12 protein-coding genes are annotated in these 14092 nt (G+C 51.9%); 9 read left to right on the forward strand and 3 right to left on the reverse strand.

From position 1 onward, the window contains the following. Positions 1-33: 33 nt before the first annotated feature. The gene (locus BED41_RS06500) at positions 34-723 is read right to left on the reverse strand and encodes an IS110 family transposase (RefSeq protein WP_157102285.1); all 690 of its coding nucleotides are present in this window, start codon (positions 721-723) and stop codon (positions 34-36) included. Between the two features lie 252 nt (positions 724-975). Here BED41_RS06500 and BED41_RS06505 point away from each other — a divergent pair, with 252 nt between their 5' ends. Together BED41_RS06505 and BED41_RS06510 are read left to right on the forward strand one after the other, a co-directional pair. Next, a complete protein-coding gene (locus tag BED41_RS06505) occupies positions 976-1761 on the forward strand; it encodes an enoyl-CoA hydratase/isomerase family protein (RefSeq protein WP_066744224.1) in 786 nt (261 codons plus the stop codon). A 167-nt stretch (positions 1762-1928) separates the two neighbouring features. Beyond that, positions 1929-3128, forward strand: coding sequence for a CaiB/BaiF CoA transferase family protein (locus BED41_RS06510; protein ID WP_066744226.1), 1200 nt, complete (start codon positions 1929-1931; stop codon positions 3126-3128). A 35-nt stretch (positions 3129-3163) separates the two neighbouring features. On the opposite strand, the gene BED41_RS06515 is transcribed toward BED41_RS06510, so the two are convergent. Further along, on the reverse strand, positions 3164-4063 hold the full coding sequence (locus BED41_RS06515; RefSeq protein ID WP_066744227.1) for a LysR family transcriptional regulator: 900 nt from the start codon (positions 4061-4063) through the stop codon (positions 3164-3166). A gap of 347 nt (positions 4064-4410) precedes the next feature. Here BED41_RS06515 and nhaC point away from each other — a divergent pair, with 347 nt between their 5' ends. Next, a complete protein-coding gene (gene nhaC, locus BED41_RS06520) occupies positions 4411-5886 on the forward strand; it encodes a Na+/H+ antiporter NhaC (protein WP_066744229.1) in 1476 nt (491 codons plus the stop codon). Positions 5887-6047: 161 nt separating this feature from the next. Here nhaC and BED41_RS06525 read toward each other — a convergent pair whose 3' ends face one another. After that, positions 6048-7388, reverse strand: a complete 1341-nt coding sequence (locus BED41_RS06525) for a glutamate--tRNA ligase (protein ID WP_066744231.1) — start codon at positions 7386-7388, stop codon at positions 6048-6050. A gap of 160 nt (positions 7389-7548) precedes the next feature. On the opposite strand from BED41_RS06525, the gene BED41_RS06530 reads away from it, so the two are divergent. The 6 genes from BED41_RS06530 (at position 7549) to BED41_RS06555 (ending at position 14073) form a co-directional block, all read left to right on the forward strand. Continuing rightward, complete coding sequence (locus tag BED41_RS06530) at positions 7549-10098, forward strand: DNA polymerase (RefSeq protein ID WP_066744232.1); 2550 nt, start codon at positions 7549-7551, stop codon at positions 10096-10098. A gap of 118 nt (positions 10099-10216) precedes the next feature. Beyond that, positions 10217-10543, forward strand: a complete 327-nt coding sequence (locus tag BED41_RS06535; protein ID WP_066744233.1) for a cupin domain-containing protein — start codon at positions 10217-10219, stop codon at positions 10541-10543. A gap of 18 nt (positions 10544-10561) precedes the next feature. Continuing rightward, positions 10562-11740: an iron-containing alcohol dehydrogenase gene (locus BED41_RS06540; protein WP_066744234.1), complete on the forward strand. Its 1179-nt coding sequence runs from the start codon at positions 10562-10564 to the stop codon at positions 11738-11740. A 128-nt stretch (positions 11741-11868) separates the two neighbouring features. Beyond that, positions 11869-12105, forward strand: a complete 237-nt coding sequence (gene rpmE / locus BED41_RS06545; protein ID WP_066744235.1) for a 50S ribosomal protein L31 — start codon at positions 11869-11871, stop codon at positions 12103-12105. 355 nt (positions 12106-12460) lie between these two features. Further along, positions 12461-13153, forward strand: a complete 693-nt coding sequence (thyX, locus tag BED41_RS06550; RefSeq protein WP_066744236.1) for an FAD-dependent thymidylate synthase — start codon at positions 12461-12463, stop codon at positions 13151-13153. After that, a complete protein-coding gene (locus BED41_RS06555; RefSeq protein ID WP_084002299.1) occupies positions 13150-14073 on the forward strand; it encodes a DUF1385 domain-containing protein in 924 nt (307 codons plus the stop codon). The genes thyX and BED41_RS06555 overlap by 4 nt, the downstream gene beginning before the upstream one ends. Positions 14074-14092: the final 19 nt, after the last annotated feature.

Raw genomic sequence — 14092 nt, forward strand, 5'->3', positions numbered from 1 at the left:
TCTCACAGAAGGTCCATATTTACAGAGTTTTTTTCACACGCCCTTCTTCGCCATTGATTTTATTGCCTCAGCCTTTTCTCTCCCATACCTGCCCTTTGATGCGTAACGCAGGATATTTGTCAGCCGGTCGATGCGACACGCGGCAATCATATCCGCCCCCGGCAGTTCTGCCATAAGCGCCAGTGTAGACGCCTGCCCCGTTCTGAGCCCTAAAGAGGGCAGTTCTGGAAAAAGCAAGTCGACCATTCTGGACATGGAAACCTTTGATCTGCTGCAAATGGCAACTAGCCTGTGCCTGTGGCGTGTAAGAGACTTTAGCTCCTGAATCTGGTAAGATACAGTGACAGGACTTGAGACTTCTGACATCAGTATCCCCGCGATACATTTTGCGTCGGCCTTGTCTGTTTTTGTTCTGCGCAGTGAAATTGCCTGTCGATAAAGCTTCACGCGCAAAGGGTTGAACACCACGGGTTGAAATCCGCTGGAACGGAGGAAAGCCACAAGGTTTGCGCTGTAATGTCCGGTAGCTTCAAGTCCTGTCCTTATCTGAGAAGAGTCTGCGCTCTTTCCGGAAACAGCCGAAATGGCGGCAATGAGCTTTGAAAAACCTTCCTTGTCGTTCGAAAAGGAGAAAGACTCCCGCAGACACGTGCCAGAATCGCCAAGAATGCAGCAGTCATGCTTATCCTTGGCAACATCAATACCAACATAAATCAAGACCATCCCCACTTTCAAAAAGAAACAGCACGCTGGGAAACCACATACTTTTTACCAACGGATCCTCGTTATATATAAACCGTCGAAGCGGTATCTGACTAATCACCGGTCAAGTAAAAAGCTGTGGCTGGAGCCTTTAGGAAACCGTCTATGCGGTAGGAGGTTATACCAGCCCACAGCGTCTGTATGTTTTGTACAAGAACAATACTATGAAACGTGCTCTTGAACAACTAACTTATTATACGAGGAGGTAATGCTATGAGTTCTGTAATTATCTATGAGAAGAGGGACAAAGTTGCCTATATCACAATTAATCGTCCCGAAGTGTATAATGCACTCAATAACGAAACGAAGCATGAACTATTCCTGGCGATTAAGGATTATTCAAAAGACGATTCCCTGCGCTGCGCGGTATTGACAGGCGCAGGCAAAAATGCCTTTTGCGCCGGCCAAGACTTCAACGAAAGCCACGATATCAAGCCCGACAAAGCTAAGGAATGGATTGACTCATTCCTGCCATTCTATGATGAAATCAGAGGGCTTGAGAAACCGATAGTCTGTGTGGTTAACGGCGCGTGTGCCGGATCAGGTTTCCAGCTTCCTTTGCTTTGCGACATTCGCATTGCGACGCCAAATGCGCGTTTTGGTATGACGGAGATCGACGCAGGATTCCCCACAATCACCGGCAGCAGTCTCCTGTGGACAAACCTTGGAAAGAGCCTTACTGTAGATCTGTCTTTGACCGGACGTCTGATGAGTGCAGAGGAAGCTCTGCATCATGGTTTGATCTCAAAGATTATTCCTTGGGAAAAACTGGACGAAGAGGTTGCGGCGTATTGTGAAATGCTTTGCTCTAAGCCGCCGACGGCGATTCGCACGATGAAGAAGTGGTTCAATATGATTGAAGAGCCGCAGTATCGCGCCAGCTTCTATTACGCGGCGGAGGCTCATTTCCGTGGCTATGCATCGGGTGAACCTAAGATTTGGCAGGAACGCTTTATGGCTAAGCATAAGGCAAGAAAAGAGGCAAAGAGTAAAGATTGATGTCTGTTTATTTGTGTGAAGCCTTGTTATAACGGGCGGTATCTGTTATAGGTTGGGTATTTGCCCTTTTGTTGGCGGTTGTCATCGCTTGATGCAATGGCAGCCGCCTTTATGAGAGTTAGCCTAAATAACATGATGACTATTTTTTAAAAAAGGGTGACGGATTAATGGGTAAACCTTTGGATGGTATATTGGTAGTAGATTTTACGATATATTTCGCCGGCCCGTCTGCCGGAAAAATTTTAGCAGACTGGGGGGCAAATGTCATAAAGGTTGAGCCGTTAGAGGGAGAACCTGGGCGTTATTCAGGTGCGGTTATGGGATTGAGGGCGGACGATGGTTCCAACCCATATTGGGAGCTGTTAAACGGGGGAAAACGCACGATATCAATAAATATGAAGAGCACTGATGGACAAAAAATCATGGACCGCCTACTAGCGCGGGCTAATATTTTTATTTCTAACTGCCGGCTGCAGGCGTTATCTCGTCTAGGATTGGAATATGAAACAATGTCGGTCAAGCATCCTCACATTATCTGGGGTCACATATGCGGATATGGGCATAACGGAGATGAGTCTGGGAAACCTGGATTTGACGCTGCCGCATTTTGGTCTCGTTCTGGAGCGCTCTTGGATGTGGCGGATAAAGACGGCAATCCGCTGACTAATCCGTTTGCAATGGGGGATATAGCTACCGGCTGTTCACTTGCGGGCGGTGTTGCCGCCTGCCTTTATAAACAAGCGATGTCTGGACGGGGAGAAAAGGTGGTAACGTCGCTTTATGCGACAGGTATTTGGCATTCCGCATGTTTAGTCCAGTCAACATGGCATGGCGATGAATGGCCTAAAAGCCGCAGGCAGCCATTTAGCCCTCTGTACAACTCATTCCGCTGTAAAGACGGCAGGTGGCTGTATATATCTATTATGGAATATAAGCGTTACTTTAGTGTTCTTTGCCGTGTCGTTGGCAGGCCGGAGTTAATCGTTGATCCACGTTTTAACAATGAGCCGGTGCTGCGAGAACATTGTGCTGTTTTTACGAAAATACTGGATGAGGCTTTTATGGAAAAAGATTATGCGGAATGGGATCGTTTATTGATAGAGGCGGACATCGTACATGATCGTATCGGTCATTTCAAAGATGTGGCAAGTGATCCGCAGGCGTTAGCGAACAATTATGTCTACTTTACACATGACAGGGAAGGTACGGATGAATTGATCCCCGCAACCCCTGTGCAATTTGGCGAGTGGAACATGGAGCATAAGAACGCTCCACTGATGGGCGAAAATACAGATGAAATAATGACAGAACTAGGCTATTGCCAGGAGGATGTTGAGCATTTTAAAAAAGGCGGCGCTATTCGTTAGCCATTGCATATAAAAACTCTTACATTTCAGAGAGATTATTTGTCAGTCTGTACCTGTGTTGTCTTTTGTTTTTTCACAACCATTTCAGCACATTCTATAAAGGATTTTGTGGCAGGGGAAGCATCTGACAACAAAGGTACAGCCATTCCCAATGTGCGGTAACAATGCGGTGATAGTTCCCTTAAAACTACTCCGTCCTTTTCGTTTTCGGCAATTAGTCCAGGTACCAAGCAAACCCCCAAGTTTTGCCGCGCCATGCTTATCAGTGAATAATCAAAATTGGTGGTATAGACAACCCTTGGGGTTATCTGGGTTAGAATTTTTTCCACATCTAAATCTCGGCCCGTGGGGGCGACAAAATGTAGTATTGGAGCATTGTTGAGCATTTTAATCGGCAGTGGGTCGTACTCAGCCAACTGGTTTTCTGGCGACATTGCAGCATAAATAGGATCTTGCAGCAGTTCAATAAAATCATAGCTATGGTAATCCTGCTGACTTAAAAACGCGACGTCAATAGTGCCTTCATCAAGACATTTTTCCATATCGCTGCAATTGCCTTTCATTAGCGAGATGTCTATATTCGGATGTTGTTTGAGAAATTCTTTTAAAATCTCCGGCAGATAAAATAAAGTTACGCTTGTATAACTGCCTATGCGGATACTGCCCTGCGTCAGACCCTTAACCTGCATTATTTTGTGATTCATTTGATGATTAATATCTACTAAATCTGTAAAAAATTGTATCAACTGTTCTCCTTCTGGTGTCAGGGAGACGCCCGAATGACAACGTTTTAGCAGACGGAAGCCAACCTCTTTTTCTATCCCGTTTATAATGTGAGTTATTCCTGATTGAGTATAACCTAAGGATTCTGCAGCTTTCGTCAGGTTATTATGTTCTATAACTTTTAAAAATACCTGCAGCTTATTGATATCCATAAAAATCTCTCCTTATAAAAATCCTTTTCTTATTTTATACAAAAATTCATAAAATGTTCATGAAAGAATGTAATGGAAAGATTAACAAATATAATTATCATTATAAGTGAGTGCGTGCTAATATTTGTTCAGATAATTCAGCCACATTAATGAAGTAAATATGTATATTTATATTTTTGCTAAACTTCACAAATCATTAAATTGCTACCTATGATTTTGAGTTCGCATGGCGAAGGGGCTCGCCGATTCGAACTGCACAAAAAAACAGTATTGTGCTGTACTTGTGTAGTACCGCTGTTTTGTTTTTTGTACCGCATATTCAGAAAACAAAAAAGGAGAATATAAAAATGGCTGAAAACAGAACATTCCGTAAACCTACATTAGCCGAAGCCGTCATTGTTGTACTGGCACTTTTTCTTCCGATCACTATAGGAAATATAATATTTGGCTACAATATTATTTTAATGTTGCTGGTCGCGGGCTCCCTAGCCTCTTTAATGGCCATGCGCATTGGCTGGCGATGGAAAGAAATTGAAACTTCCATCATAAAGCATTTGGACGGAGCCATGCCTTGTGTGTTCATACTGTTTATGATTGGTGTCGTAGTCGCATCGTTTATTTTTGCCGGCTCCATACCGATGCTTATCTACTATGGAATGCACATGGTAAACCCTAAATTCCTGATACTCTGCTCGCTGTTGATTTGTTCCGTGTTGTCCGTAGCAACAGGTTCGTCTTGGACTTCTGCCGGTACTGCTGGTGTCGCTCTGATGGGTATTGCCATGGGGCTCGAAGTTCCGCTTTCTCCCGTTCTTGGAGCTATCGTTGCCGGTGCAGTCATTGGTGACAAATTATCCCCTCTTTCCGATACTACGAATCTTGCCGCGATGGCCACCGGTGTTTATCTTTATGACCATATCAGAAGCATGCTGTGGACGACTGTTCCGGCTTTTATAGTTGCCGCAGTCATTTATACAGTCTATGGTTTAACCAGTATTTCCGGAGGTTCTCTAGAGTCTGAGAATGTTACGATTATGCTGCGGCAGATGGATCAAATATATAATTGGAATATACTTTTGATGATTCCGTTTGTCATTATGATCGGCGGAGCTCTTTTGAAATATCCCGCAGTTCCCTGTATGTTCGGGGCGTCACTGGTAGCCATTGTTTTGGGAGTCTATGTACAGGGGTTTAGTTTTGCTGACGGCGTTAATTGCCTGATGTCTGGTTTCAAGGTAAGTATGGCCACATCTTCAGGCATAGACATGGAAGCTATTTCTCCCGCTGTTTTAAAGCTTCTACATCGCGGTGGTTTAAACAGCATGTTCTTTACAATTTGTATTGTCATCAGCGCATATACCTATACTGGAATCGCTCAGGGCGCAGGCTATTTTGATATATTGCTGGAACACCTTGTCGGTAAAAAGGCATCACAGGGTATGACCGTTCTTATAGCGGTTATTTCAGGAATATTTCTGACGATTTTTGGCGGTATCAGTTACATTCCGATCATTATGCTTGGCACGTTATTTAAAAAGCCGTTCCTGCGTCACAATCTTGACCTCAGCAACTTATCGCGTACCTGCGAAGATACTGGTACGATGTTCATTGCCTGTGTTCCTTGGGCGTCCTCAGGGGTTTATTATCACGGAGTCTTTGGTGTCAGCGTGCTTACCTTTGCTCCCTGGATTATAATTTCTTTCATTTGTCCGGTTCTTGCCGTCATTTACGGGTACACTGGCTTTGGGATGAAAAAGATATCGCCAGAGGAGGCAAAGCGTCAGTTGGCTGCATTAGAAGCAGAGGATTCCGTTATCGCGTAGGAGGTTTGTGAACGTTATGGATGCTAAGATTTAATTAAATTAGCAGTATTTTAGGTGATGTAAAACAATTACATTTGTAGGAAATACCGTTAGTTTTATTTATACCGACTAGAAGGCGCGGGCAAACTTTTGCCCGCGCCTTCTTCGCATTACGCGTATGCTTAAACCAGGCCGTAAAATTCCAGCCGTTTTTTCGTCTCTTCTTTTCCGAGCTGGCTTGCTACCTCGAAGACTCCAGGGCTGACCTTGCGCCCTGTGAGGGCCCAGCGCATTGGCGTCGCGGACTCTTTCATCGAACTTTCGTTGGCGGCGAAGATCGTCTGAGCCTGTTCGTGGAGGTGTTCGGGGGTGCCGTCTCCCCACGCCGCAAGCAGTTCGCCGTAGATTTTTTTGAGCTTCGGACGCAGCTCTTCTTTGATGTCGCCGCCGTCGTAACGCTCCTGCACTTTGGCGAAGTCGAGGAAGTAGTCGCTGTATTCAGCAACCTGTATTGTCGTCTGGCCGCGTCCGCCCATCGTCTTGAGCGAGGCGGCGAGGTAGCCGTCGCCGAATTTGTCCACGGGCAGCCCCATCTGTATCCAGAACGGGCGTATGACTTCAAGCAGTTTTTCCGGAGCCATGCGCTTCATCTGTTCCTGGTTTATGTGGTTGAGTTTGTCGATGTCAAGCACCGCGGGTTTTCTCGTGACGTTTTTGATGTCGAAGAGCTCCACCGCCTCGGCGCGGGAGAATATCTCCTCGCCGCTTCTCGGCGACCAGCCGAGCAGCGCGAGGAAGTTGAATACGCCGTCGGGGAGGTAGCCCAGATCGTTGTATTCAAATACGGAGGTCGCGCCCTGGCGCTTCGAGAGTTTTTTCTTGTCTTTGCCAAGTATCATTGGCAGGTGCGCGAATCCCGGCCTCTCAAAGCCGAGGGCGTCGTAGATTAGGAGCTGTTTCGGTGTGTTGATGACGTGGTCCTCGCCGCGGATGACCATGTTTATCCCCATCGTGTAGTCGTCGATGACGACGGCGTAATTGTAGGTCGGCATGCCGTCGCGCTTCATAATGACGATATCTTTTATGGTGCCGTCCTGATTGACGGAGGCGTTTTCACTCTCGACGTCGATGTCGCCGTAGACTTCGTCGTGGAAGTGGATGTGTTTGCCCGGCAAAACTTTGAAGAAGACCGCGCCGTCCTGTTCGTAGGCCTTGCCCTCGTCGAGGAGCTGCTGCGTGTATTTTTTATAAAGGTGCATACGCTCTGACTGGCGGTAAGGGCCGTAATCGCCGCCCTTGTCGGGGCCTTCGTCCCAATCCAGCCCCATCCAGCGCATGCCGTCGAGGATGCTCTGTTCGTATTCTTTTGTCGAACGCTCCAGGTCGGTATCCTCGATGCGAAGCACGAAGGCGCCGCCAGTCCGGCGCGCGAGCAGCCAGTTGAAGAGCGCGGTGTGAGCTCCGCCGATGTGGAGCGATCCCGTCGGGCTCGGTGCGAATCTTACTCTTACCTTATCGGTCATTTATTATTTCCTCCCCTGAATTTTTACATATTCTATGTGGCGATAACAGAAACGATTCCTTTAAAATAGTCTTTGGAGTATTATAGACGAACCGCACTGGCGGCGTATAGACTCATTGCCACAAGTGAATATTATATCCTAAAGACTGCGAGGATGGGTTATGAAAAAACAAATGCTATTGATAGACGGACACGGGCTCGCGTATCGGGGCTTTTACGCGCTGCCGGAAAATCTCGCGGCGGCGGACGGAACGCCGACGAACGCCATCCTTGGGTTTATGAATATGTTGATGAAGGCGCTCGAGGAGTGGCCCTCCGAAGGGCTGGGAATATTTTTTGACGCGAAGGGACCGACGAAGCGCCACGAGCTGTTTGAAAATTATAAGGAAGGACGCAAACCGACGCCCGATTCTTTCAAGGTGCAGCTGCCGCTTATTGTGGAGCTCTGCGCCGGGATGGGGCTGCCGGTCTTCATGCGCGAGGGGGTAGAGGCGGACGACTGCATCGTCTCCACGGCGGAGACCGGCGCGCGCGACGGATGGGGCGTGAAGATACTCTCAGCTGATAAGGATCTCTTTCAGGCGATAAACGGTGATATAGCGGTGATCCGCCCCTCGCGCGGCGTGACGGACTTTAACCTTTATGACGAGGAGAGTTTCAGGGAGAAGTACGGATTTGAACCTATGCTGATGGCCGACTATCTCGCGCTGGTGGGCGACGCGGTGGATAACATCCCCGGTGTTCCCGGCATCGGCGACAAGACGGCGAAGGAGCTGGTCGGTAAGTTCGGCGCGCTGGAGGGGATTTATGAAAATCTCGATTCGGTGGCCAAGGCGCGCCGCGGCAGGCTTGAAGAGCATCGGGAGCTGGCCTTCCGCAGCCGCGAGCTGATCGTTCCGCAGCCGACGGCGCCGGTGCCTTTCGCGGAGCTGGCGGTGGGGGAGCCGCGGATGGAGGAGCTTCTGCCCTTATGCCGCCGTCTGGGGCTGAAAAAGCTGTTGGAACGTTTCGCTGACGGCACGGAGCCTGCTGCCGGCGAGGAGGCGCAGAGTGTCATGACCCGGGAGATAAAGGCTGTTGATGTTTCGCTAGATGAGCTGCTTGCCTCGGATGATCTTGCGATAGCGCCGGCGGTGATTTTGCTCGGCGGTTTCGCCCTCGCCGACAGGGAGGGACGGACGGCTAACCTTGACCTTTCCTCTGCCGAAGATGTCGAAAAGTTCAGCGGCTGGTCTGAGCATGGGACGCTCACCCTCTATGGCTGCCGGACGCTGATGTCTCTCTCCCCGGAGCTGCCGCTGCCGCCATTTGAGAGGATACGCGACCTTGAGATCGCCAATTATCTGCTTCATCCCGACCGCGGCGGCTTAAAGGGCATCGCGCGCGCCATCGGCGGAGATCTGCCGGAGGACCGTGAGCTGGCGCTGCGTCTCTTCGACCTGTATGAATTTTTTGAGCCCGATATAAAGAGGTACGGTCTGGATAAGGTGATGCTGGAGATCGACCTGCCGCTCTCCAGAACGCTCGCCAAGATGTACCGCACGGGGATACACGCGGACGCCGAGATGCTTGCCGCAGTGGAGGATGAGCTTTCGCACAACATCGCCGCCGCGGAGGCGGATATCGAAAACTATGTCGGCGAGAGGATAAATCTTTCGTCTCCGAAGCAGGTGAGCCAGCTTCTCTTTGAGCGGCTGATGCTGCCGCCGATAAAGAAGAACCACAGGGGCTATTCTACCGACGCTTATGTGCTCGAGGAGCTTTCCAAGCTGCCCGAGCCGCTCTGTGTCGTACCGCAGAAGATAATAAACTACCGCGAGGAGTCTAAGGTGCAGACGGGGTTTGTGCAGCCCTTCCTGAAGCTGAGCCGCGAGGGCGGCGGCCTCATCCATTCAACCTTCGACCACCTGGCTACCGGCACGGGCCGTCTTGCCAGCAAGGACCCCAACGTTCAAAATATGCCGGTCTTCGGCGACTGGGCAGACCGCTTCCGCGCCTGCTTCACGCCGCGCGACGGGGAATCTGTTTTTGTCGCGGCGGACTATTCTCAGATCGAGCTGCGTGTTCTGGCGGACCTGACCGGTGAGGAGAAGCTTATTCAGGCCTTCCACGACGGTCATGATGTTCACCTTGAGACGGCCTCATGGGTCTTTGGACTGCCCTCCGGCGATATCACCCCCGAGCAGCGCCGTTTCGCTAAGGTGGTAAATTTTGGCCTGATTTACGGCATGAGCGCCTTTGGCCTCGCGCAGAGGCTGGGTATTCCGCGCAACGTGGCGGCGCAGATGGTGGACAAATATTTCAGCGTGCTGCCGAAGGTGCAGAAGTATATGAGTGACAGCGTCTCGGAGGCGAAGGAGCGTGGTTACACGATGTCGCATTTTGGGCGGATACGGCCGCTCTCCGAGGTGGCGACCATCGATGGACGCGGCAATAATCCTATTAACCGCGTGGCGGTGAATACCCCGCTTCAGAGCACTGCGGCCGACATCGCCAAGGTCGCCCTCTTTCGCTTCGACGAGGTGTTGGAGAGGGAATTCCCCACGGCGAAGACTGTACTTCAGATACACGACTCCATCATCTGCGAGTGCCGCCGGGACGAAGCCGAGGCGGTGGAGAAGCTGCTGGTAAAGACAATGGAGGCCGTCGATATCCTCAAGGTGCCGCTCAAAGCGGAGCCGAAGCGGGGGCTCTCGCTGAAGGAAGTCTAGCCATTTGGACTATATCTGAGCGACCTGCGGGTTTATCGTTCCGCATATGCGGCGGGATGGCGGTTCCCTGCCGTTCTGCCGCTTAAAAGTATCTTATTGACGAAAGAGGGAATATAGGATGTTTGTACTGGACAGTCAGATCGCATCGGAGGAGCTTGACAACGGTGTTGTGAGAAAGATCAAAGGTTACATTGACGATCTCATGCTTGTCGAGCTTACCTGGAAGGCGGGGCAGGAGGGCGTTCTGCACCATCATCCGCACCGTCAGTGCGATTATGTGGTGAAGGGGCGTTTCGAGGTAACCCTTGGCGGCGAAAAGAGGGCGCTCGGACCGGGGGACTGTTTTTATGTCAAGGCCGATGTCCCGCACGGCGTTAAAGCGCTTGAGGACGGCGGCGTATTGCTGGATATCTTCACGCCGATGCGTGAAGACTTTATAAAGTAGTAAGAGGGCCTTTATATTATGCAGAATTTTACCTATTACGCGCCGACGAAGATCGTCTTCGGCAAAGAGACGGAGAAAGAAACCGGCGCGCTGATCCGTGAACAGGGATGCGAACGGGCGCTCATCGTATACGGCGGCGGCAGCGTAAAGCGCAGCGGGCTGCAGGAGCGCATCTCCGCCTCGCTTGAGGATGCCGGAGTCTCCCATGTAGAGCTGGGGGGCGTCGTTCCTAATCCGCGCCTTTCAAAGGTCCGCGAGGGAATAGAGCTCTGCCGCCGTGAGAAAGCCGACTTTTTGCTCTCCGTGGGAGGCGGCAGCGTTATCGATACCGCGAAGGCGATCAGTTACGGCGTTCCGTATGCGGGAGACGTGTGGGATTTCTTCGCGGGTAAGGCCGCAGCGCAGGCTGCCCTGCCGATGGGCTGCGTGCTGACGATTGCCGCCGCGGGCAGCGAGATGAGCAATTCAAGCGTCATCACGAACGAGGAGAACGGACTTAAGCGCGGATACCGGAGCGACCTCTCGCGGCAGCGTTTCGCGGTGCTGAACCCCGAGCTCACATACACGCTGCCGCCATACCAGACGGCGAACGGCGCCGTCGATATCATGATGCATACGATGGAGCGCTACTTTACCTCCGAATGCGACCTTCTCTTAACCGACGCGCTTGGCGAGGGGCTGATGCGCACGGTGATGGAGTGCGCTCGCACGCTGCGCGATGATCCCGCGAATTACGCCGCCCGCGCCAACATGATGTGGGCCTCCAGCCTTTCGCACAACGGGCTGACGGGCTGCGGTTCGGTCGAGGACTGGGCCTCTCATCAGCTGCAGCACGAGCTTGGCGGAATGTTCGACTGTTCGCACGGCGCTGGACTCGCGGCGGTATGGCCCTCATGGGCGCGTTATGTGATAGATGCCGATTACACGCTGTTCGCCCGCTTTGCCGTGAAGGTGATGGGGGTCGTTCCCACAGCGGACGAGCGGGAGACGGCGGAGCGTGGCGTCGCCGCCGCTGAGTGCTTCTTCCGCTCGATAGGTATGCCGACAAATATTCGAGAGCTGGGTTACGAACTCAGCGAGGCACAGATCGCGGAGCTCGCCGAAAAGTGTACCAACGGCAGAACGCGCACAGTCGGCGGCTTAAAAAAGCTGGATTACGGCGACATCGTAAAAATTTACGAGGGCGCGCGCGGCTGAGGACAGTGTTTTTTCGTAACGCGCTTATAATCAGGTAAATGAAATAAAAAAACTTGCGTCTGCCGGCAATCTGGCATATAATACATTGCTGTATGTTAGACGTACTTGAACATCTGGAGGTGCAATAAATGAAGAAGGACATCCACCCGAAATACGAAACCTGCAAGGTCACCTGCGCCTGTGGCAATACATTTGAGACTAAGTCCACCGTGGGCGATATGAGAGTTTCGGTCTGCAGCGCATGCCATCCTTTCTACACTGGCAAGAAGGGCCGCGTCATCGAAGCGGGACGTCTTGAGAAGTTCCGTCAGAAGTATGCCGGCGTGAATTACGGACAGAAGAACGTCAGCGAGACCGCCGAATAGCTTTTCGATTTAAGAGGGGGGCGCTTAGGCGAACCCCTCTTTTGTTTAGCCGAAAAGGGGCGGCCCGTGTTATTTTAGTCTGCGGGAGGAACTGTCCCCGGCAGTCGTATCTGTGAAGTTTCGTATCTCCCGGTTTTACATGCCATGAGCGGCCGGCATCCGACCGATATATAAGCGACTTGTACGAAATACAAGATTTTGATGTTTCGCTCTTTATCGGCTGGTCCAAATGCCCGTATTTCTAAGTGTATTATATTTATGTGAGATGAAACGATAAGGAACGTCTTTTTATTTCGCGTTTGCGAGTGAAATTTCGCCTTAATAATAGTGACAATAACAGAGGAGTGGTGCCGGAATGAGCGTTTTTGTGAAACTTATCGCCGCTACGCCCGAGGCGGACAGAGTAGTCGCCGCCGCGGCGAAGATATGCTACAGCCCGTCGGGCGCGGCCGAGATATTTGACGGCCTCGATACGGCAAAGACCGCTTCGTTTTTAAAGATGCTGCGCGAGGCGGGACATCTCTCTCCCTTTGAACACGCCTCCTTTACCTTCGCGGCGGAGGGGCTGAGCCGCGTGGCGACGCACCAGCTTGTGCGCCACAGGATGGCCAGTTATTCCCAGCAGAGCCAGCGTTATGTGGGGATGACCGGCAACGACTGCATCGTGCCGCCCACGGTCAAGTCGGACCCGCGCGCCCTCGCCCTATTCAGGGAACAGACGGAATCGGCCCAGCGTACCTACGACGAGCTGGTCGCCCTCGGCATCCCGAAGGAGGACGCGCGTTTTATCTTGCCGCACGGCGCGGAGACGCGTATCGTGCTGACGATGAACGCGCGCGAGCTGCACCATTTCTTCGCGCTCCGCCTCTGCCGCCGGGCCCAATGGGAGATACGCGAGCTGGCCAGAGAGATGCTGCGCGCGGTACGCGCCGCCGCTCCCGTGCTCTTTGCCGCGGCCGGTCCCTCCTGTGTCACCGAAGGTTCGTGCCATGAGGCGCATTCCTGCGGGCAGCCCTATAAAGATATAGAGGATATGCTCTCGCAATGAGAACAGCCGCACTGCTTCATGTGACGCTCTCGGCGTTCATGGAGCTGCCTCCCAAAAGAATACCGGTAGGCGGACAGGCCGTCATTGAGGGCGTGCTCATGAAGGGCCCCGAACACTGGGGGCTTGCCGTCAGGGAGCCAGGAGGGGCTATCTGCCTGAAATCATGGCTTGGTTCGGATTGGCTGAAGGGCGGTTTTTGGAAATGGCCAGTCGTCCGCGGTTTTGCCACGATGGTGGAGATGATGCGGATCGGCATGCGCGCCCTTTCCCTCTCCGCTGATATCAGCCTCGGAGAAGAGGAAAAGATTTCCCCCTGGGAGATGGTGCTTTCGGTTGGGGCCGCGCTGCTTGGCGTCGTGGGAATATTCCTTGCGCTGCCGATGTTTATATCCGAATATATCACCTCTCATTTCGCGCTCTCCCACTTTGGCAAAAATATCGTCGAGGGGTGCCTGCGTGGCGTGATATTTGTCGGCTACGTGGCGGCGATCTCCATGTGGAAGGATATCGCCCGCGTCTTTGAATATCACGGCGCGGAGCACAAGACGATCAACGCCTATGAGCATGACGCGCCGCTGACGCCGGAGAGCGTGGCGCACTATTCGCGCATCCACAGACGCTGCGGAACCTCCTTCCTTTTGGTCGTAATCGTCGTGAGCATCATCGTCTTTTCCCTCATCGGCGGCGGCTCCGTGCTTTGGCGCGTGGGCAGTCGCGTAGTGCTGCTGCCGCTAGTGATCGGACTCTCCTATGAGTTTATCCGCGGCGCCTCAAATTCGGAGACCTGGGGAAAATACTGTATAATGCCAGCGCTTTCGCTCCAATATATAACGACGCGCGAGCCATCGGCGGATCAGCTGGAGGTCGCGATAGCCGCGCTTGACGTGGCGCTTGATCCCGATAAGGGGAACTCTGATTGATGGTAAATGGCAGGCAGAA

The organism is Cloacibacillus porcorum (assembly GCF_001701045.1).
GTDB classification, from domain to species: Bacteria; Synergistota; Synergistia; order Synergistales; family Synergistaceae; genus Cloacibacillus; species Cloacibacillus porcorum.